General features: G+C 35.0%; 22 protein-coding genes. 1 reads left to right on the plus strand and 21 read right to left on the minus strand.

The genetic code is table 11. From position 1 onward, the window contains the following. Nucleotides 1-43: 43 nt before the first annotated feature. The 21 genes from RCJ96_RS19335 to RCJ96_RS19435 form a co-directional block, all read right to left on the minus strand. Nucleotides 44-1,246, minus strand: coding sequence for a PDZ domain-containing protein (locus RCJ96_RS19335; protein WP_074606621.1), 1,203 nt, complete (start codon nucleotides 1,244-1,246; stop codon nucleotides 44-46). Nucleotides 1,247-1,337: 91 nt separating this feature from the next. Then, entirely contained in the window at nucleotides 1,338-2,774 is a 1,437-nt protein-coding gene (locus RCJ96_RS19340) for a S41 family peptidase (protein ID WP_000830290.1), read from the minus strand. Nucleotides 2,775-2,892: 118 nt separating this feature from the next. Further along, nucleotides 2,893-3,786 carry a permease-like cell division protein FtsX gene (gene ftsX / locus RCJ96_RS19345; RefSeq protein WP_000645019.1) on the minus strand — a complete coding sequence of 298 codons (894 nt, stop codon included), beginning with the start codon at nucleotides 3,784-3,786 and terminating at the stop codon, nucleotides 2,893-2,895. Beyond that, nucleotides 3,776-4,462: a cell division ATP-binding protein FtsE gene (ftsE, locus tag RCJ96_RS19350; RefSeq protein ID WP_000594318.1), complete on the minus strand. Its 687-nt coding sequence runs from the start codon at nucleotides 4,460-4,462 to the stop codon at nucleotides 3,776-3,778. The genes ftsX and ftsE overlap by 11 nt, the downstream gene beginning before the upstream one ends. A gap of 289 nt (nucleotides 4,463-4,751) precedes the next feature. Beyond that, nucleotides 4,752-5,075: a cytochrome c551 gene (cccB, locus tag RCJ96_RS19355; RefSeq protein WP_000727968.1), complete on the minus strand. Its 324-nt coding sequence runs from the start codon at nucleotides 5,073-5,075 to the stop codon at nucleotides 4,752-4,754. Between the two features lie 443 nt (nucleotides 5,076-5,518). After that, a protein-coding gene (prfB, locus tag RCJ96_RS19360; protein ID WP_096001716.1) for a peptide chain release factor 2 occupies nucleotides 5,519-6,617 on the minus strand; the annotation gives its coding sequence in 2 pieces (ribosomal slippage) (nucleotides 5,519-6,544 and nucleotides 6,546-6,617; 1,098 coding nt in all). A gap of 144 nt (nucleotides 6,618-6,761) precedes the next feature. Next, on the minus strand, nucleotides 6,762-9,269 hold the full coding sequence (gene secA / locus RCJ96_RS19365) for a preprotein translocase subunit SecA (protein ID WP_048553050.1): 2,508 nt from the start codon (nucleotides 9,267-9,269) through the stop codon (nucleotides 6,762-6,764). Between the two features lie 453 nt (nucleotides 9,270-9,722). Continuing rightward, on the minus strand, nucleotides 9,723-10,250 hold the full coding sequence (locus RCJ96_RS19370; RefSeq protein WP_074606662.1) for a hypothetical protein: 528 nt from the start codon (nucleotides 10,248-10,250) through the stop codon (nucleotides 9,723-9,725). Nucleotides 10,251-10,291: 41 nt separating this feature from the next. Further along, nucleotides 10,292-10,930, minus strand: coding sequence for an ATP-binding cassette domain-containing protein (locus RCJ96_RS19375; RefSeq protein WP_074606620.1), 639 nt, complete (start codon nucleotides 10,928-10,930; stop codon nucleotides 10,292-10,294). Between the two features lie 3 nt (nucleotides 10,931-10,933). Continuing rightward, the gene (locus RCJ96_RS19380; RefSeq protein ID WP_074606660.1) at nucleotides 10,934-11,689 is read right to left on the minus strand and encodes a hypothetical protein; all 756 of its coding nucleotides are present in this window, start codon (nucleotides 11,687-11,689) and stop codon (nucleotides 10,934-10,936) included. 71 nt (nucleotides 11,690-11,760) lie between these two features. Next, nucleotides 11,761-12,456 (minus strand): hypothetical protein, encoded by a 696-nt coding sequence (locus tag RCJ96_RS19385; RefSeq protein WP_416504044.1) that lies wholly within the window; start codon nucleotides 12,454-12,456, stop codon nucleotides 11,761-11,763. Further along, complete coding sequence (locus RCJ96_RS19390; RefSeq protein WP_074606616.1) at nucleotides 12,443-13,231, minus strand: hypothetical protein; 789 nt, start codon at nucleotides 13,229-13,231, stop codon at nucleotides 12,443-12,445. The genes RCJ96_RS19385 and RCJ96_RS19390 overlap by 14 nt, the downstream gene beginning before the upstream one ends. A 31-nt stretch (nucleotides 13,232-13,262) precedes the next feature. After that, a complete protein-coding gene (locus RCJ96_RS19395; RefSeq protein ID WP_074606615.1) occupies nucleotides 13,263-13,832 on the minus strand; it encodes a hypothetical protein in 570 nt (189 codons plus the stop codon). A gap of 117 nt (nucleotides 13,833-13,949) precedes the next feature. After that, a complete protein-coding gene (locus tag RCJ96_RS19400; RefSeq protein ID WP_074606613.1) occupies nucleotides 13,950-14,432 on the minus strand; it encodes a hypothetical protein in 483 nt (160 codons plus the stop codon). 407 nt (nucleotides 14,433-14,839) lie between these two features. Further along, on the minus strand, nucleotides 14,840-15,382 hold the full coding sequence (hpf, locus tag RCJ96_RS19405) for a ribosome hibernation-promoting factor, HPF/YfiA family (protein WP_000671190.1): 543 nt from the start codon (nucleotides 15,380-15,382) through the stop codon (nucleotides 14,840-14,842). Nucleotides 15,383-15,703: 321 nt separating this feature from the next. Further along, the gene (gene cspC, locus RCJ96_RS19410) at nucleotides 15,704-15,901 is read right to left on the minus strand and encodes a cold shock protein CspC (protein WP_001162041.1); all 198 of its coding nucleotides are present in this window, start codon (nucleotides 15,899-15,901) and stop codon (nucleotides 15,704-15,706) included. Between the two features lie 126 nt (nucleotides 15,902-16,027). Beyond that, complete coding sequence (locus RCJ96_RS19415) at nucleotides 16,028-16,732, minus strand: ComF family protein (RefSeq protein ID WP_074606611.1); 705 nt, start codon at nucleotides 16,730-16,732, stop codon at nucleotides 16,028-16,030. Then, a complete protein-coding gene (gene comFA, locus RCJ96_RS19420) occupies nucleotides 16,732-18,081 on the minus strand; it encodes an ATP-dependent helicase ComFA (RefSeq protein ID WP_270796015.1) in 1,350 nt (449 codons plus the stop codon). The genes RCJ96_RS19415 and comFA overlap by 1 nt, the downstream gene beginning before the upstream one ends. A 127-nt stretch (nucleotides 18,082-18,208) precedes the next feature. Continuing rightward, on the minus strand, nucleotides 18,209-19,624 hold the full coding sequence (locus RCJ96_RS19425) for a C40 family peptidase (protein ID WP_270796017.1): 1,416 nt from the start codon (nucleotides 19,622-19,624) through the stop codon (nucleotides 18,209-18,211). 147 nt (nucleotides 19,625-19,771) lie between these two features. After that, nucleotides 19,772-20,086, minus strand: a complete 315-nt coding sequence (locus tag RCJ96_RS19430) for a winged helix-turn-helix transcriptional regulator (protein ID WP_000400857.1) — start codon at nucleotides 20,084-20,086, stop codon at nucleotides 19,772-19,774. 173 nt (nucleotides 20,087-20,259) lie between these two features. Beyond that, nucleotides 20,260-21,102: a DegV family protein gene (locus tag RCJ96_RS19435; RefSeq protein ID WP_000844764.1), complete on the minus strand. Its 843-nt coding sequence runs from the start codon at nucleotides 21,100-21,102 to the stop codon at nucleotides 20,260-20,262. Nucleotides 21,103-21,341: 239 nt separating this feature from the next. Here RCJ96_RS19435 and RCJ96_RS19440 point away from each other — a divergent pair, with 239 nt between their 5' ends. Beyond that, a complete protein-coding gene (locus RCJ96_RS19440) occupies nucleotides 21,342-21,977 on the plus strand; it encodes a YigZ family protein (protein WP_000926683.1) in 636 nt (211 codons plus the stop codon). The last annotated feature ends 34 nt before the right edge of the window (nucleotides 21,978-22,011 follow it).

Genomic DNA, 22,011 nt, shown 5'->3' on the forward strand with positions numbered 1-22,011 from the left:
TAGCTATAATGCTATACAGTCTTTTCTTTCGTATCATATTTTATTACATCGCTTCCGAATCCCACTCATGCTCCTGCTGAACAAATACAATACCTAATTCGTGATGTCCTCCGGCGTATAATGCCGTTTGAGCAAGGCGAAGCTCACCATTTGTATCTAATACTTCTAATTTACAAAATGCTCCTGTCGTCTTCGTTTGAAGCGCATTATAAAATTCCTCAGCGCTTCTTGGAATGACTCCATTTACTTTCGTAATCATTTCTCCGGGTAGTAAATTCAGCTCTGCCCCAATTGTATTCGGGATAGTATCTAATACAACAAGTCCATCATTACGTGCAGCGAAATACGCCGGTCTTGTCTCATCAGAAATTTTCTCTTGCATGGAAATCGTGAATCGTCCAAGCATCGCAACACCCATCGCGATAATTGCAAGTACGTGCCACCAATAACTTGCGATTCCTAAAACGAGTACAAGTCCTGCTAATCCGTACACACGTCTTCCTGTAAATAATAAAGCTTCCGTCGGCTCATAACTTCTAATCCTTCTCATAAATCCAATTAAAAATGGAACGAGGAATAAAGAATATGTATCAGAACCGATTGAAACGACAGGCCACCATGAAATAAACTGCGTTACTGCGTCACCTGGTACGAGAATAAAAATAGGAATGATCCATAAACGCTTTGATTCGTGTAAACCAATCTTTAGTCCACGCTTACCCTTCCTAATCTTCGGCGTCGAATATCCTACTGCATTTTTAGAAATCAACAAGCCCTCTACAACGAGCATAATGCCTAGCAAAATAGCAAGGGATACAATTGTATTCTCTTCACCTTCTCCAAGCTGTAAGAAGGAAACTGGTAGCTTAGAAGATAATAGAACACATACAATTGCGATACTGAACGTATAAGCTGCTGATAAATATCGGTACATAGCAGTTAATCCAAATAGTAATGTCCAAAGTAAAATGGCCCATAAGCTCGCTTTAGAAACAACAAGTCCGAGCCCAATCGTAATAATAGATACCACGAATCCATATCCAATCCCCGCAAATAAAGATGTTCGCAGTTCAAACCAAATATCATAAACTTTAAAAGAAAAATCTTTTCGTTCTCGTAACATACGTAAGTATCCAACGAAGATACTACTTATTAAAAATACATAGACAGCAGGGTGTAAGAAAAAACGTCCAACTGCCCGCATTATTTCAAAAATCCATGCCTCCACGAACCCATTCACCACCATTTATATCATTCTTTCTTTTTATATTATCATAACTGGACAAGCGTTTGTTTAACACAAAAAAATACAGGCAGCAAACTGCCTGTATTTCTTTTTATTTCGCCATTAATTTTAATGCTGACTGTAATTGTAGATCATTTTCTCCAGAACGGATTTTTTCAATAATTTTCGTTTGAATCGCCTCAGCTGTCTTTTTATCGAGCTGTCCTGTCGCTTCCATCTTATTCGCATTTTGGAATGCTTTCAGTGCTGATTCTGTCTCTTTACTAAAGTAGCCATCTTCACGTCCTGGTACATATCCTAAACTCTTAAGCATTTCTTGGGCATGTTTTACTTGTACATCATTTGCATTGTATGAAAGTGTCTTTTCAATTTGAATTGGTGTTGCATGATAATAATCTGGTTGTTTCACTTCTACAGTTGGCTTGATTCCTTTTTTATGAATCCAGTTTCCATCCGGTGTTAACCATTTGAACATCGTTAATTTGATATTGCTGCCATCTTTAAATGGAACAGCTTGCTGAACAGTACCTTTGCCAAACGTTTTTTCACCAATTAAATCGTATCCTTCTCCCTCTTTTAGCGCACCCGCTAAAATCTCTGAAGCAGAAGCACTTCCGTTATCAATTAATACTGAAATTGGATATGGCTTTCTCTCTTTTAGTTCCGTAGAGAATTTCTTCTTCTCACCATTTCTTTGCTCTACTTGTAGCATCGGCTTTTTATCCGTCATAATTTCTCCTAGTATCTCTTCTACACTATTTAAGTAGCCACCTGGATTACCACGTACGTCAATAACTAAGCCTTTTATGTTTTTCTTCTCTAACTCTTTTAACTGATCCTTAAATTCTTTCGCTGTATTTTCAGCAAAAGAAGTGATTTGCATATAACCGATATCTTTTCCACTCTCTTGTTTCACAGAGCTAAACACTGTGAAGATTGGAATTTTTTCACGCTTAATTTTAAATACAATCGGATCAGCTACTCCTGCACGCTTAATTTCAATCGCAACAGTCGTTCCTTTTTTACCACGAATCTTTAATACTGCTTCTTCACGTGATAAATCTTTCACACTATTTCCATCTACAGATAAAATTTGGTCATTCGGTTTAATTCCAATCTTTTCTGCTGGTGAGCCTTTAATTGGAGATACGATAATAAGCTTACCGTCTGTTTTGTTCACCTCAGCCCCAATCCCTTCTAACTCGGGATCAAGCGATTCACTAAACTGTTTAGCCGTTTCTTTATCCATATACGTGGAATAAGGGTCCTTCAGCGTAGACAACATGCCTTGTATTGCACCTTCGACTAATTTTTCATCTTTCACGTCTTCCACATAACGTGAATCAATTAGTGCATACGCCTCATTAATTTTTGCCAAATTCCCTTGCGCAGTGCTAGCGTTTCCATTCGAAATTGTTTGCGTTACTTCTGCTGGGTTAACCCCAAATAAAGACATACCTGCAAACATTCCGCCAGCACCAATTAAAAATGCAACAACCATTCCAATAATTGCAACTCTACGTTTCAATGCGGAATTCCCCTTTCCAAAACACACAGGTGGTGTAGCAAAAGGCATCACACAGTGTGTGATGCCTTTACCTATTTCTACTATATGATAAGCTTGTACGAATTATGTTTGCAACTTTTTATACTTTTAAGAAGCGACGAATTGACATTACACTTCCCCACATACCGATTAAAGCCCCGATTAACACTAGTAAACCAGCTAATTGGAATACGAATGGGCTGTATGGTAGAAGTTCGAAAATTGTTCCGCCAAGTTTTTCGTTAAACACACCTTGCAATGAATTATACGTAACTAGAATTAAGCCAATTGGAATAATTGATCCTAATACTCCTAGGAATAATCCCTCTAATAAGAACGGCCAACGAATAAACCAGTTTGTTGCACCTACAAGTTTCATAATTTCGATTTCTGTACTACGAGCATAAATTGTAATTTTAATTGTATTAGAGATTAAGAACATCGCTGTGAATAAAAGACCAGCAATTAACACAATCCCGATGTTACGACCAGTTTTTACAGTATCAAATAATCGTTCAACTTGCCCTTTTCCGTACTGAACATTACTTACAAACTGCATTTTTTCAATCTTTTTCGCAATTGTTGCTGTATCTGTTGGTTCTTTTGCTTTTACAACGAATACGTTTTTAAGTGGGTTATCTTGTTCAAATAACTCAAATGTCTTTCCGCTATCGCCTAAGCTTTTAATTAAACGTTTTAACTCTTCTTCTTTAGAAGAATATTTAATAGAGTCTACTTTTGCAATCTTACTCATATCATCTTCTAATTTCTTTTGATCAGCTTCTTTTGCTGCTGGATCAATGTGTACACGAATTTCTACATCTTGCTCTACTTTCGTCGCAAAATGGTTCATATTCATAATCGCTGTTAAAAAGACACCTACAAGTAATAATGTAACTGTTACTGCACTAACAGAAGCAAACGTCATCCATCCGTTACGTGATAGATTCTTTACACCTTCTCGCAAATGTCGACTAAGGGTCTTAGCCTTCATATCCGTATCCTCCCTCCATCTCATCTCGAACAATTTTTCCGCCTTCAATCGCGATTACACGATGACGGATTGTATTTACGATATCTGCGTTATGTGTCGCCATAACGATCGTTGTACCACGCTCATTAATGCGCGTGAAAATCTTCATAATATCAAGAGCTGTTTCAATATCTAAGTTACCTGTTGGCTCATCGGCAATTACAACCTTTGGTCTATTAACAATTGCTCTCGCAATCGCAACACGTTGCTGCTCCCCGCCTGAAAGTTCGCTTGGAAGTGCGTCTGCACGATCTTCAAGACCTACAAGACCTAACACTTCTGTTACACGCTCACGAATTGCATCTGGCTCTTCTTCAATTACTTCTAAGGCAAACGCAACATTCTCATATACCGTTAATTTAGGTAGTAATTTAAAGTCTTGGAAAATCACGCCTAATTGACGACGGAAATATGGAACGTCTCTTTCTGCTAATGACTCGATAGTAAGACCATTTACATTAATTGATCCTGTAGATGGCTTCTCTTCACGATACATCATTTTAATAAATGTAGATTTTCCGGCTCCACTCGGTCCAACTACGTATACAAACTCGCCTTGTTTAATGTTAACTGTGAGACCAGCAATGGCTTTCATACCATTCGGGTACTCCTTATAAACATTCGTCATTTTTATCATTATTTATCACCCAATACTTAATGATTTTTTTCGAAATACTTTTCTGTACATTTGAAAATAAAAGCTAAACCTTTATTCTCTTTTAAACCACTCTTGTTGAAGGTAGTCTACTTATACTCTTTTTCTAAGCAATACTACTCTATGTAATATATTTCAGCAAAATTCTACAAACCTCATTGTAACATCAAACGGTTTCCAGTTTGGATACATTTTTGTTACAGTTATGTTACATTCCAAAAAAAGGGAAACGAGTTGATTATATGAATCAACTCGTCCATTTTACCCCTTTTTATTTATGTTCAGCTAACCACTCAGCTACTTTTTTCGCATCTTCACCTTGAATAAGTCCTGGCGACATTGAACCGCGACCTTTTTTAATAATTTCTTCGATATCTGCAGCGTCGTACTTCCCGCCTACTTTTCTTAAATCAGGTCCAGTTGCTCCTGATAAATCTGTTGCGTGACACCCAGCACAACTTCTTTGGAAAATTTGTTCTGCACTGTCTGTACTTGCAGACTGGTTCGAAGGCTTACTCTCTTCTTTATTTCCACACGCTCCCAAAGCAAAAACGACTGATGTTCCTAGCGCAATAGCCAATAATTTCTTTTTCACTTCTATCGCTCCCCATTGTTGATATTCTTTTCATTCCTAACACACTCATTTTCATTATAAGCATTATCTTTATATAGAAAAACTAAGGTATATTTCATATTCTTCAAAAATAAAGTGAGAACCCTAATGATATAAAGCTTTTATAAGTTGTTTCAATTCTGTGAACAACTTATAAACTTCTATAAAGGATTCTTTTTGAACGGGAATTTAGAAAATTTCTGTAGAAAGCCTTACTCTATTGCCAATCTGTTTTACTATTTTCTACTTTTTACAAAACAATATACAACATTGTATGCTACATATAATCCCATCAAAAAGAGAAGTTGTCGTTTCCAACTTCTCTTCCTCTGTACTTCATCCATATAAATAAAATAGCACTCTGTATGTCCTCTATATCCTCAACGTGCGCCAACAATTTTGTTGGCTTTTTTTCACTTAGCTTATTAGATGCGAGAACGTAAGTAAGCATCAATAAACGGATCAATTTCTCCATCCATAACTGCTTGCACATTACCGACCTCTGTATTTGTACGGTGGTCTTTCACAAGAGAATATGGGTGGAATACGTAAGAACGGATTTGGCTACCCCATCCGATTTCTTTTTGTTCTCCGCGAATTTCATCTAACTCCGCTTGTTGCTCTTCTAATTTCTTTTGATATAATTTCGCTTTTAACATCTTCATCGCATGCTCACGGTTTTTAATTTGAGAACGCTCTGACTGACACGTTACAACCGTATTTGTCGGTGTATGCGTAATACGAACTGCTGAATCTGTCGTATTAACGTGCTGTCCACCCGCTCCACTTGCACGATACGTATCAATTTTCAAGTCTTCTGTACGCACTTCAATTTCAACTTCATCATTGAACTCAGGTACAACTTCACAAGATACGAACGATGTATGACGACGGCCTGAAGAATCGAATGGTGAAATACGTACAAGACGATGTACACCTTTCTCAGCTTTTAAGTAACCGTAAGCGTTATGGCCTTTAATTAATAAAGTAACGCTCTTAATACCAGCTTCATCACCTGGTAAGTAGTCAACAGTTTCTACTTTAAACCCACGTTTTTCAGCCCAACGTGTGTACATTCGTAGTAACATAGAGCCCCAATCTTGTGACTCTGTTCCACCAGCACCTGGGTGTAATTCTAAAATGGCGTTATTTTTATCATAAGGATCGCTAAGTAGTAACTGCAGCTCATACTCATTCATTTCTTGAATTAAGCCTTTTACTTCTGATTCAAGTTCCTCATGTAAATCTTCATCATACTCTTCTTTTAAAAGCTCATGCGTAATTTCCAGGTTTTCGAACGTCTCATCTAGCTGACGGAACTTTCCAACCATATCTTTCAGTGCATTTGCTTCGTTAATTACAGCTTGTGCGCCTTGTTGGTCATCCCAAAATCCTGCGCCCATCATTTTCTCTTCTAATTCTGCAATTTGTTTCTCCTTAGTAGGGAGGTCAAAGAGACCCCCTAAAAGCCGCTAATCTCTTAGCCATTTTCTCTAATTCCTGTCTAATTTCTACTAATTCCATTTCCTTCACCTCTATGTAATTGCTGTTACTTTCGTATGAAAACAAGGGAAACTCTCTCCACTTATGACGGAGAGAGTTTAATCCTTCTTAATTATACATTTTTGATGTAAAAGTTTGCAAAGCAGCCTGGGCTACCGCCCTATATTACTTCCCAATGCCACAGCAGTTTTTATATTTTTTACCGCTACCACATTTACATAAATCGTTGCGGCCCACTTGGTCACCTTTTACAACTGGTTTTTTCTTCGCCTCTTCGCCATCGCTAGATGGGTGAACAGCTTCACCTTGAACAACTTCTTGACGCTCTAAGTTTTGTTCAATTTCAGCTTTCATAATGTAACGAGAAATTTCCTCTTCAATAGAAGCAATCATTGATTCGAACATTGCGAACCCTTCCATTTGATACTCACGAAGTGGATCAATTTGACCGTAAGCACGTAAATGAATACCTTCACGAAGGTGATCCATCGCATCGATATGCTCTGTCCATTTCGTATCTACAACACGGAATACAACAACTTTTTCGAACTCACGCATTTGCTCTTCTGGCATAAGCTTTTCCTTGTCATTGTAACGCTCTATTAATTTCGCAATAATTGGCTCGCTCATTTCCTCTGGAGCAAGGCGACGTAATTCTTCTTCTTTCACATCTCCTTCTTGCAGAAGGTTTGTATTTAAGTAGTCAACAAGACCTTTAATGTTCCAATCTTCTTCAATTTCCTCTTGTGTATGAAGTGCAACCGCACGCTCTACTGTAGATTTCATCATACCTTCAATAATACCGCGTAAGTTCTCAGACTCCATTACCTCTTGACGCTGTTTGTAAATAACTTCACGTTGCTGACGAAGTACATCATCGTATTGTAGTAACTGCTTACGTGCATCATAGTTATTTCCTTCTACACGTTTTTGCGCAGATTCTACTGCACGAGAAACCATTTTACTTTCGATTGGCTGAGAATCATCCATACCAAGGCGATCCATCATCGCTTTCATATTATCAGAACCGAAGCGACGCATTAGTTCATCTTCCATTGATAAGTAGAACTGCGTAACACCTGGGTCCCCTTGACGACCAGCACGACCACGTAACTGGTTATCAATACGACGACTTTCGTGACGCTCTGTACCGATAACGGCTAAACCAACGTTTTTCACATCGTCTCCAAGCTTAATATCTGTACCACGACCTGCCATGTTCGTCGCAATCGTTACAGCGCCTTTTATACCTGCTTCTGCAATGATATCCGCTTCACGCGCATGGTTTTTCGCATTTAAGATGTTATGACGTACACCTTTACGCGTTAACATTTTTGAAATAAGTTCTGACGTTTCGATCGCAACTGTACCGACAAGAACTGGTTGCCCTTGTTTATGACGATTTACAATATCCTCAACAACAGCATTAAATTTACCTTCCATTGATTTGAAGATTAAATCTGCACGGTCATCACGAATAATCGGTTTGTTCGTTGGAATTACGATAACGTTCATATTATAAATGTTACGGAATTCCTCTTCCTCTGTTTTCGCTGTACCAGTCATACCAGATAACTTTTCGTACATACGGAAGTAGTTCTGGAATGTAATTGTCGCAAGCGTCATACTTTCATTTTGAATTTCTACGCCTTCTTTTGCCTCGATAGCTTGGTGTAACCCTTCGCTATAACGACGACCTTTCATAAGACGACCAGTAAATTGGTCTACAATTACGATTTCGCCTTCTTGTACAACATAATCTGTATCACGATGCATAACAACGTGCGCACGAAGTGCCTGATTAATATGGTGAAGAAGCGCTACATGTTTTAAATCAAATAAGTTTTCAATATGGAAAGCTTTCTCCGCTTTCGTAATACCATCTTCTGTTAACATTACATTTTTCGTCTTCACATCAAATGAATAATCTTTTTCATTTTCTAACGTACGAACGAATGCATTTGCAAACATGTACAGCTCTGTTGATTTTTGAGCTTGTCCAGAAATAATAAGTGGCGTACGCGCTTCATCGACTAAGATAGAATCGACTTCATCGATAATAGCAAAGTGCAATGGGCGTTGAACGCACTGCTCTTTATATAAAACCATGTTGTCACGTAAGTAATCGAATCCAAGCTCATTATTTGTACTATACGTAATATCAGCAGCATAAGCCTCTTGTTTCTCTTCGCGTGACATACTGTTTAAATTAATTCCTACTGTTAATCCTAGGAACTCATGAAGTTGTCCCATTTCGCTCGCATCACGTTGTGCTAAGTATTCATTGACTGTAACAACGTGAACACCTTTTCCTGTTAAAGCATTTAAATATACAGGTAATGTAGATGTTAACGTTTTACCTTCACCCGTTTTCATCTCAGAGATATTCCCTTCATGTAAGGCAATACCACCCATTAACTGTACACCATACGGACGCATTCCAAGAACACGAGTCGCAGCTTCACGAACAACCGCAAAAGCTTCAGGTAGTAGATCATCTACTGTTTCACCTTTTGTTAGACGTTCTTTAAATTCAAGCGTCTTCCCTTTTAATTGTTCATCAGTTAATGGCTTAATAGATGGCTCTAATGCATCAATTTGCTCAACTGTCTTCTGCATACGTTTAATTTGGCGTTGATTTACATCAAATACCTTTTTTAAAATACCGATCATAGGAAATACGCTCCTCTTTTTTATTAAAATAAAACTTCCGATTGTTTTTCTTTTTCTCTATTACAATCAGTCGTTATAAAAATCAAATGTATGTTATGCCAATTTTTCTCCTAATTAAAAAAACCAAAATGTATATACCTAATGATAATTGTAACACTTGTCTTATAACTATGACAACAATCGGCAAAATGTCGGGCCTTATATTCAAAAAAAGTTTTTATTTTATTTGTTACGTTCCTTTTCTCTGTCTCGCTATTTCAATTTCACGTTACAAATTTCGTATTAAATCTAAATCGATAATTACAAAAAGCCGGAAATTTCGCAGGTGCAGCATCCATGGATACTTACACCTACGCAAAACCTCCGACTTTAAAAGATAATATTATATTGCAAGATCTACTCAACCACGGCACCCAAAAAGCACACTTAAAATATATTTGTATCAATCATGCATTAATTTATCGGTATTTCTAATTCATGATATTTCCCTTTCTGATCCTTCATAAAAGAAATGAATTTCACTTTAGTTGATTCATTTGAAAAGTTTTTATAATTTTTATAAGGGTCATCTCCTATAAAATAATTTGTCCCTATATATCCTCGCACTGTTTTACCAGCAGGTATTACAGGCTCAAACTGATATTTTTCAGGTAATTCCATTGAATACGGAATTACATTATAAAACTCTCCTATTTTAGAATAAAACATTGTATTAGAAATAGACTTATTACTAAGCAAATTAATATCCCGATTCATTGTATTTGTAATATCTAAAGGTAATACATACGTCACTACTTCACGGTCTTCATAAGGATCATAAACTTTTGTAGGATCAAGAGGATTAAGTGCATGAAAAGTAACTCCTTGCCCATCTTCAAAAGTTCTATTAGATAAAAACTCATCTTTTACCACTTTATAAGATTCATTATTAAGATTTAATGTTTTAAATCTTAATAAACTAGCAAATATACATAGCAACAGACACAATCCAACGCTTATTAAGACATGTTTTCTTGTCACTCTTAATCTACCAACTTTCCATTATTAACATGTACAATACGATCTACCATTTCATTATCTAGAACATGCACATCATGACTGGCTACAACAATAGTCGTTCCTTTAGACTTTTCTACTTTCAAAATATCCAAAACATCTTTTATCCCATCACTATCTAAAGCATTCGTTGGCTCGTCTAATAACAATAGTGTTGGTTGCTCCATTAAAGCTTGCGCTATCCCTAAACGTTGTTTCATACCTAAAGAGTATCTTTTATACTTTCTCTTATCTGTTTTATCAAGTCCAACCCTTTGAATAATATTATAAATTTCCTCATCAGAGATTTTATTGTTAATCGATGATAAAAATTTCAAATTCTGAAAACCAGTATACCCTGGAATAAAACTTGGATATTCAATCAATATCCCCATAGAATCCGGGAATTGCTTTTGTTTTCCAATCATTTCATTATCTACGTAAACAGCTCCAGAATTTAAACGCATTAATCCTGATATAGCACGTAAAATCATTGTTTTACCAGAACCATTATGCCCCTTCAAAACTAAAAACTCTCCTTTTTTTACTGACAAACTAATATTATCTAACACAATATTTCCCTTCAATCTTTTCGTCATACATTCACATTTAATATAATTGTCCATAAATTATTCACCTATCACATCTAGTTTTTTAAAACAAAAACTACCTAATAAAATCATTACAACAACAATTACTACTCCTATTAGAAGTAAATCATTCCATTGAATAGATTGATTATTACCTAAAGTCAATTGAATTGAACTGTGATCAACAAAATACCAACGATTTGGCATAACAAAAGATCCTAAAAAATAAATACTATGAAAGAAAATAGACAAAAATAGGTACAACAACATTAGTACAAAAACAATAGTTATTGGCATATAGAACGTTAAAAGCTCAAAAATTAAAGCTAATAAAAAGCTGATAATGATTTGAATTAGCATAGTACCTAATATCTTATAAGGAAATTGACTATATAAAGAACTCTCGCCATAAGGAAGCAAATAGTACACCGTAAACCAAATAAAATACATAACAACCCAAATACAAACTATGTAAAAAAACAAAGATAGCATTTTCGTTAACCACAGAAAATGCTTCTTCTTAACACGAGGAAATAAATAAACACCATTCTGTTGAATATCTGAAAGGGCAAACTTCCCTACTAGCAACAAAGGAACGATTTGAAAGAATATCCAATAAAAAGGGATAGAAAATCGCCCCTCCTTATAAAAATAAGATAAATCCACAAAGTCTACTCCATGAAAAAATCGATAAAAGGTAACATCTACTAATACAGATTCTTTACCATTACTAAGAGGCTGATTGTATAAAAAAGTAACTACAATCATAGCGTAAATTAAGAATAAAAAAGCCATTATCTTGATGGAATCTCGAAACCTTACATGTAAATCTCTTTTTAACAAATAATATAAAATCATAATGTAAACTAGATCACCTCTGTCTCATCATTCATAGAAATATAACTTTTTTTAGATAAAATCCATACACTTATAAAAAAGATAGAAAAACATCCAAATAAGCGTATAAGTAAACCAGTAGCATCTTCAAACACATTTATATAAAAAGCATTTGTAAATAAAAATCCATGTAATATAAATCTATCTAATAAAACAGCAGTAATCATACATATTATTACAAGTAAACTAGGTAAAAATAATTGCAAGAAAGCACTTATCATGCATATAAAAATATTCGCAAATAGTTGAATGCACAATAATAATGGATAATTTACATCAATACTAGTTACAGCCATCATATTTGACATCAAAAACAACTGTAAAATCATACTCCCAGCAAAAAAGCAAACAAAAACAATTAGTTTCAAATAATAGATAGAAACTAATTTCAATGCATTATTCACTCTGTAAACAACATAAACACTAAAAAAATTCGACATAGAATATACAGAAAAAACGATTGTTAAAGGAATAAATATGGTCGACAAATTATAAAACGAAATAACCTTATACAAGGTTTCCAATTCGTTCATTTTCTCTTTTACAATTCCAGGTTCAAAATAATTGAACAAACAACCTATGATACTGACATTAAGTAAAAAAAGAATACTTAACCAAATATATTTCATCCTTATAGTTTCTTTCATTACATTATAAAAGAACATGCTTCCTACTCCCCTGTAAATAAAGAACTACAGAACAAAACCAAATACATAACAATACACTAAGAAAAATTTTTAATTCAAAAAAACCGAGATCTTTAATTAAATAATCTTTAGGATTGAGAATTCCCTTTCCAATACCAAGCCAAAAAATATGTAAAATAAATGGCACTAAATAAATAAAATAAACTCGTTTTATAAAAAACGAAACTGATAAAGCCAAACTTGACAAAACCGCACCGTATAAACCATTTAAAAATACATACATAAGAAAATATAAAGTAGGATACTCATAATAAACCGTATGAAATTGAGCTGTTGGTGAAACAGTAGCAGCCATATAATTTAATACCGGATGCGGAGCAACTGTTGGATAAGTCATTGCATATAAATAAAAGTTAAATAGTAAAGGGACACTTATAATAAAAAAAGATACAATAAAATTAATAAAATAAAGTAGCTTAAAATAATAACCCGTTCCCATTTTAGAAATAACAGGATAAATAAATCCGTAATTTTTATCGATTCTATAAATCCCTGCTACAGCCATTGCAGAGATCATAGGAAATATAAGTAGATAAAACTCACTATAAAATGGTAATCTAGTAAAATATAAAATATTAGATAAATACGGTGATACCTTTATAATCCCAGTATCATTAAATCCTTTAGTTGTTACTAGCATAGAAATATATTGAGCAGTAATAATTACTAACATAATAAATAAAGACAACCAAAACATTTTGCCTTTTAAAATCCTTCTTAAAAAGTAACTCATCTACAGCTCCTCCATAAACCATTAATGAAATTCAAATCTTTTTTAATATGAACAGTTGATCCGCAACACCATAACATTTATTTTCTCTATTTAACCAGATGTAACGAAAAGAAACATTTGCTCTCTCTCCTTCAAATTTAGGAAACTCAACTTCATACTGATAAACATCATTTGTACCTTTTCTTTTTACACTCTTAACTTCTTGTTTCCACTGAATTATTTTTCCATCAATTTGTTCAATCCGTCCCAAAAGATACGTTGGTTTTTTCTTACTCGTAACACCTGTCAAAAAAACATAATAATTTTCTGGTATAACTCCTGAATTTATTTTTTTATTTGAAAGATTATCTTTTATTGCAATATCATTTCTATCTATTTGCCCTTGAAAGAAATCATCACCAGTTTCATTTTCCATAAATACTTGTTCAAAAACAGTATTTTTATTAATTTCTTTCAACTGAATACTTTTCAAATTATCTTTTTCCGTTAAAGTATCTTCAATATTTACAATAGGTTCATCTACTTTCTTATGGCAAGAAGCTAATAAACAAATAATTAATATAAAACAACAGAATAAAATATATTTTGAAATAAGCTTCATTGCAGCCCCTCCTATTCAAAAAATGAAATAGTAGAAAAAGTCGTATAATCCAGATGACGAACTAGACGACTTTTTCTAACGTTACACAATAAATAATTTTAATTTATAATTTCTAAATCAATATTCAGTGTAAGATCCACTAGGTCTTACACTATCAGGACTCCAAGCAGTAGGATAAGCATTATTTTCTCTAGAATAACCACCGAATCTCACAGGTACATTTTTTCCATAGTTTTCATATGCGTAATTTTGGAAAAGATACGTTTTACCTGGTCGCACCGTTCCTTCATGCTTACCTGACTCACCTGAAACATTTACCCAATCTCTATCACCTTTACCTTTATTTTTATCTGCTTCTGTCCAAACGTTGAAAGAACCACCGCCCTTTTCACTACTCTTCACACGCATATACATAGAAGTAGGTGTCTCTTTAGGACGTGCATTAGTATAATCATATGCATTCCAAAGTCTAAAGGTAAATTCTACATGATCATCCCTTGTATCAGCATTAGCTGGTTCGGTTAAAACGAAAGTACTAGCTAAAATACCTAAAGATAAAACAGATCCAAGCATAAAACGACTTTTTTTCTTAATGCTCACTAAAAGCACCTCCGATAATTTGTAGCATTATATTGATTTTATTTTTCCACTGAATGAATAAAATCCATATAATACGATATTATAGTAACAACACCTCAACATATCTTCAATTGATTTCAGAATATTTAATATTACTTTTACACTTGCGAACATTTTGTTAAATTTTCAAAAACAATCATATACTCCTAGCAAAGAATTACTTGTAAAGATAGCTACATTCCTATGCTTGTTCCAAATAATAACGAGTAACTCACTTCTCTAAGTTTTGAATTTTCTCATGCGATTTTAACGAAATAATGCCTAAAATCACTTCTTAATGAAATCGGCTACTTACAAAGCTTTTTAACCTTGCTGCGAAAAATAAAAATACAAAAAAGCGCAGCCATTTCGGCTGCGCTTTTGAATTATTATTTAGTTTCAATTAAACCATATTTCCCATCTTTACGGCCATATACAACGTTAGTTTCATTTGTATCAGCATTTGTGAAGACGAAGAAATTATGTCCTAGCATATCCATTTGTAGGATTGCCTCTTCAACGTCCATCGGTTTTAAATCGAATCGTTTTGTACGTACAAGTTCTAGTTCATCCTCTTCTACCTCATCCAGAACAGCTACTGCTTCTGGAAGGATAAAGTTCGTTTTCATAGAACCTTTCTCACGTAACTTACGATTTACTTTTGTTTTATGTTTACGAATTTGTCGCTCAAGTTTATCAACTACTAAATCGATAGCAGCGTACATATCGCTATTAGTTTCTTCTGCACGAAGTAATAAATCAGTAAATGGAATTGTTACCTCGACACGTTGCTTGTCAGAGTATACTTTTAAATTAACTTTAATCTCTGGGAATGTATCAAAATAACGCTCTAACTTACTTAGTTTTTTCTCTACATATTCCTTTAATGCTGGAGTTACTTCAATATTTTCACCACGAATGTTGAATTTCATAGATGAATTCCTCCTTTCAAGCCTATGTACTATAATTTCGACACCGGCTTAAAAACTCCTTCTAACTTTTTTAAAAAAATTAGTGGAATTGCGATTTTTTTATCGTTTTTTGTTGAAATGAAAAGATGCATCGTTTCTATCTTTATTTTATCCTATTAACATCGTGAATAACGAATATAACTGTGGACAATTCGTTACAGAAAAGAAACAACTTTTTGACAACTCATTTTATAACAAAAACCCCTTGCAAAAAAACAAGAGGTTCTACCATATATATAACGTTGCCACAAGCGCAGCTTTCTCTTCCCAAAAACAATATACCTACAGTTTTACAACATTAGCTGCTTGCGGTCCACGTGCTCCCTCTACAATATCAAACTCAACTTGTTGCCCTTCTTCCAATGACTTATATCCATCTTGTTGAATAGCAGAAAAATGAACAAACACATCATCACCATCTTCACGCTCAATAAACCCAAATCCCTTTTCTGCATTGAACCATTTTACTCTTCCTTGCATGTTCATTCCATTCCCTTCACTCTAAAAATCAGGGCATTTGCCCCATAATTTCACTATAACGAATGACAACATACGAAGTCAAAGAAGACTTATCGTCTTTTTATTATCTCTTTCGACAGTTACAGATTAACTTCTACAGAGCGTCAAACTAGAAACTTCGCTTGCTCCTTTATCATAGAAAAGACTTCCAATTTGTCTCACTGTAATTCCTGTCGTATATACATCATCAACAAGTAAAATGTGTTGACCATGAAACATCTCTTCTCTCTGAAAATAAAAAGGATTACTTCCCGAAAGCCTTTCTTTACGCGATTTCTTACTTTGCTTTTCTGTTTCCTTCCTTCTTAATGATGAATAAAAATTTTTGACAGGCAAACATGCTGCTAATAACTCTGCTTGATTAAAACCTCGTTCATATTCCCGTTCCCTACTAAGCGGAACAGCAATAACAGTTGAAACGTCCGTAAAATACTTTTGAAATAACTCCCGAAAAGATTGATAAAAAATATGAACTAACTCCGCATCACCTCGAAACTTAAACTGCGCTAGTATACCTTTCATGTCATCATTGTACACGTACAACGAACGATTTTTAAAAGGACGATATCCTTCCTCATTCCTCCATCTTACACAGTCCATGCAAATATCATTTTCTTTATATCGAGTAGGTAAGTCATCTAAAGGACGACCACAATCCATGCAAATTCCTCCTATAATATAGGAAAGTTTTTGCTCACATCTATCACATACATATTTTTTTGGGGACTTTACAAAGAAGGTGTACCAACTAACTGTTTCCACCATGTACTCATCACAAAGTAAACAATGCATTAATCGATCAATCCTTGTTCTTTCGCATTTTTGTTCATACTTTGAATATGTTTTTTCGCACGTACCATTGCCTCTGTCTTACCGTAATGAAAATACATAACCTCACCATATGGCTCTTCAAAACTACGCCCCGCTCGGCCTGCAATTTGTACGAGCGCACTCTCTGAAAAAATTTCTTCTTCAGCTCCTAACACAGCCACTTGTAAGTTCTTCACAGTTACTCCTCTTTCTAAAATTGTCGTTGTAACTAATAACGGAATGTCTCCCTTTCTGAAAGATGCTACTTTTTCTTTTCTCATCGAATCTTCTGCATGCACGCCATCGATTCTATTATCCAACCCTTTCAACAACTGACTTATTTCTTCTATATATCGCACATGAGGAACAAATAAAAAAATAGGATACTTTTTATTTAAGTTCATTTTTAACCATTGTAGTAACACGCGAGGAATTTTTTTATGATGGAGGCTTTTCTTCCAATTTCCGCACCAACTAAATAGAGGAACTGGTAACGGGTGACGATGGTATCGTCCTGACACAATAACACCTTTTTGTTTCCCCTTTCTGAAATTACGCTTCCACTTTTCATCAGGGGTTGCAGTTAAATAAATACGCGCTGCTTTCTCTTTCATTGCTTGCCTAACTGCATACTGTAACATTTGATCTGCATGATACGGGAAGGCATCAATCTCATCTACAATCATCACATGAAACGCTCTATAGTAACGTAACAGTTGGTGAGTCGTTGCAACGACTAACGCTGCATCTTTTTTATGATCTACACTCCCTCCGTATAAAGCAGCTACAGTTATACTTGGAAACACTTCTTGTAATCTCGGCGCTAATTCCAGTACAACGTCAGTCCTTGGCGTTGCGATACAAACTCTTTCTCCTTTTTGGAGCGCCTCTTCTATACCGTAAAATAACATTTCTGTTTTTCCAGCCCCGCACACAGCCCAAATAAAAAAAGATTCTTTCTGCTTAATCGCTTCTATAACTCCTTGCGCCGCCAACTCCTGACCAATCGATAAAGCCCCATTCCACTGTAATGGATTTAGCTCCCCGTCTCCGTTTCTTTCATGAATCCCGCGAACAAGTACAGTACATTCGCTAACTCTCCCCATCGTGATACACTTCCGACAATACGCGCATGCTTTACCGCACCTTTTACATAAAAATGATGCAAATAGCCGCTGCTCTATATTTCCGCAGCGCTGACATATATATTTAGAAGTATTCTTTGTTATACCTTGTACACATACAACCTCTCCCTTCTTTTTCAAATCACTTAATTCTCTCCGTAAATCTGAAGAGAGTTCTTCTAATAGCAACTGTTTTCCAGCAAGCATTAGCACTCACCTCCAGCACTACTATAAGCCTTTCTTATAATCTCGTAAAAACGCAAAAAAGCCGATAACCTACTTATAAAATAGTAAGCTATCGACTTTATACACATGTTTTATTCGATTATAAATCCTAGAATCTACCGTATCCTAAGAAATGTTTTTGGTTGTAGCTACTGCTTAAGCTAGCGTAAGCAATACCTTTATCACCAGCATGAATCATTTGGCCATTACCAACGTAAATACCGATGTGAGATGGGCCTGGTTTATAAGTACCTTGGAAGAATACTAAATCTCCAGGTTGTGGGCTACTTACTTTAGAAACTGAGTTCCAGTAACCTGCAACGTCTTGACGACCTACACCGAATACGTAAGAAATGAATCCACTACAGTCAAAACCACCGTTTGATGGAGATGCACTTCCCCAAACATATGGTAAACCTAAGTATTGTTGTGCTTTACCAATTACGCCAGGAGCTGGAGCTGGGCCTGGTGTCGGTTCTGGTTTTTTATCTTCTTTTTTAGGTGCTTCTTTTTTAGGCTCTTCCTTTTTAGGTTCTTCTTTTTGAGCTTGTCCACCGTTGTTTGCTGGCGCTGCTGGCTGAGCAGGTGCCGCTTGTGCTGGTTGAGCTTGCGCATCTTTAGCAGCTTGCTCTGCTTGTTTTTGAGCAGCAGCTTCTTGTGCAGCTTTTTCTTGCGCTTCTTGTTCAGCAATACGTTGTAATTGTAATGCTTGTTTTTCAAGATCTTTCAATTGACTTTCCGTACTTGTCATTGAAGTTACAACTGTATCCATTTTACCGCTTAAATCGTTTACTGCCGCTGCTTTTTTCTCTTTTTCAGCGTCAAGTTCTTTCTTAGCAGTTTCAATTTGAGCTTGTGCTTCTTTTAATTCTTTTTGCTTTGTTTTTACCGTTTCAACATCTTTTTTCACGTTCGCTTGATCTTCTTGTTGTGTTTTCATGATATCTTCGTCAGACTCAAGAATTTTAGAAACAGAAGTTAAACGATCAACTAAATCTGCAACGTTTTTAGAGTTTACAAGAACTTCTGTTACAACGTTTGTGTTTGGTTGCTCTTGAAGTGCAACTAAACGTTTTCTTAATAACTCCTCACGTTTTGCAATTTTCGTTTGTAATTCTGCAATATCTTTATTTTTCTTTTCGATTAATTGCTCAGTGTCCGCAACTTTTTTCGTTGTTTCATCAAGCTTTGCAGCATTCTCTTGAACAGACTTATCTAAACCTTGAATTGTTTTGTTTAAGTCATTCATTTGTTTTTGTAATTCATCACGTTCTTGTTGTTGTTTATGTAAAGTGTCATTTTGTGTATTAATTTGTGATTTCACGTCAGAAATTTTATCTTCTGCAAATACATTTGGTGTTAGTCCTGAAAACATTAACCCTGCCACTAATGCGCAAGATGCCATTTTTAGCTTTTTCATTTTATTTTTTACACCGCTTTCTTTTTTCTTTTTCCGTATATAACCTATAAAATTTATACCATAATTCGGGATTTTTTTTGCTAATGTTACGCTTTTGTAAAACAAATGTAATATTATATGTAACACTATCGCAAAATATGCATATTTTTGTACGTATGTGTAGAATTTTAAATACTTTTTGTAAGCAAAGAAAAAAACGCAAGGTTTCCCTTACGTTTTATTAAATATACTAATACGGATGAAATCAAAACGTTATTTCATCCATTTCTCAGCCCAATTTTGGACTTCATCCATAACACTTTCTAACGCTTTTCCCTTGTCCGTTAAGCCGTACTCGATTCGAACTGGTACTTCTGGATAAACATTACGAACTACAATGCCTTCGCTTTCCAATTCCTTTAAACGCTCTGATAACATACGATCGCTCATATTCGGTATAATATCTGCGATTTCTCTAAAACGTTTTGACTCTTCCAGCAAAGATTTAATAATTAAGCCAGTCCATTTCTTACTAAGCAAAGTAAAAGCTGACTCAAACTTTGGACATAAACAAGAATTATGCTCCATATGTTTCACCTCTCTTCTATTATAATATAGTTTCTTGTAAAAAGTAAGTTATAAAACTTTCCTCATTATTTTATTTTACGTACATTTTACCATTTCCAAATATTAACTTGTCAACTTCACGTAAAATATCCGTAAAAAAACCCTCTTCCGAAAGAGAGCTTTTTATATCTTTATTACTTCGTATACCATCCAAGACCTAGTGCACCTTCACCTAAATGCGTTCCAATTACAGCACCGAAATAACCTGTACGGATTGTAACATGAGGATATTTTGCTTCTAATTCTGCCTTCCATTCATTCGCTTCCTCTTCACGTTGTGCATGAATGATAACTGCTTCCATAGGTACACCTTTACTTGCTTGCTCATCAAAAATTTCAATGATACGTTTTAACGCTTTTTTACGCGTACGAATCTTTTCAAACGGGATAATGATTTTGTCTCTAAAATATAAAACCGGCTTTACTTGTAACAGACTACCGATGAAAGCTTGCGCACTATTTAATCGGCCTCCACGTTGTAAATGGTGTAAATCGTCTACTACAAAATAAGCGTCCATCGTTTTCTTCATTTCATCAAAACGGGCGATAATCTCTTTTGGATCCTTCCCTTCGCTTGCTAACTTTGCACCTTCACGCACGTAGAATCCTTGTACTTCACAACTAATTTCAGAGTCGTACGTATATACATCAATACCCTCTACCATTTGACCAGCTGTCGTTGACGTTTGATATGTACCACTAATCCCACTTGAAAGATGAATGCTAATAACTGCATCATAATCCTTAGATAATTCTTCATATAGCTCAACAAACTTTCCGATTGCTGGTTGAGAAGTTTTTGGAAGTTCTTCTTGCTCACGTACTTTTACATAAAAATCATCTGCTGAAATTTCAGCTTCTTCTTGATAAGATTCCGTTCCAAACACAACGTTTAATGGAATCATATATATATTGAGTTCATCACGAATATGCTTCGGTATATATGCTGTACTATCAGTAACAATAGCTGTTTTCATTTTCGTACCTGCCTTATAAAAAAGTTTTTATTTCCTAATTTTACACGAAAACTAAAAATGGTGCATCCATACATGAAAATGCGGGTTTGAAATTATACTCATCATCTCGACAAATTACAACAAAAAGGTAAAACACTCACCAAAAATTTCAGCTTATTTATAAAAAATGTTTGAATATAAAAACGCCCGCTTTTAAAATGTAAAGTACTAGTCATTTTGATGGATAGGAGCGTATACAAGTGTTATTACAATATTTAACAATAAAAGACTACGGTGAACACGAAATTGTTATTCAAAAATCAAGATTCATCTGTTATGTTAGTCGTGCTACAACCGAAGAAGAGGCTCAAGAATTCATACAAAAAATCAAAAAACAAAACTGGAATGCAACACATAATTGTTCTGCTTATTTAATTGGCGAACAAGATCAAATTCAAAAAGCAAATGATGATGGTGAACCTAGCGGTACAGCTGGCGTACCTATGTTAGAGGTACTAAAAAAACGCGGTTTAAAAGATACCGTCGTTGTCGTTACCCGCTATTTTGGTGGCATCAAACTGGGCGCTGGTGGATTAATTCGCGCATATGGAAAATGTACAAGCGAAGGCATTAATCATGTCGGTGTTGTCGAGCGAAAATTAATGCGTGTTATGCAGACCGAAATTGATTACACATTACTTGGCAAAATTGAAAATGAATTACGCAATTCAAAATATGCCATTAAAGATATACATTACCTCGAAAATGTCACATTTGATACGTATGTAGAAGAAGATGGAAAACAACCATTCACGGATTGGATGATTGAATTAACAAATGGGAAATGTACAATTACAGAAGGAGATATGTTGTACTTAGAACAAGATGTTATCTAAGAATAAATACTGTATCGCCTTTAAAGATTAATGT

The sequence above is a fragment of the Bacillus sp. BSL6 genome, assembly GCF_052928345.1.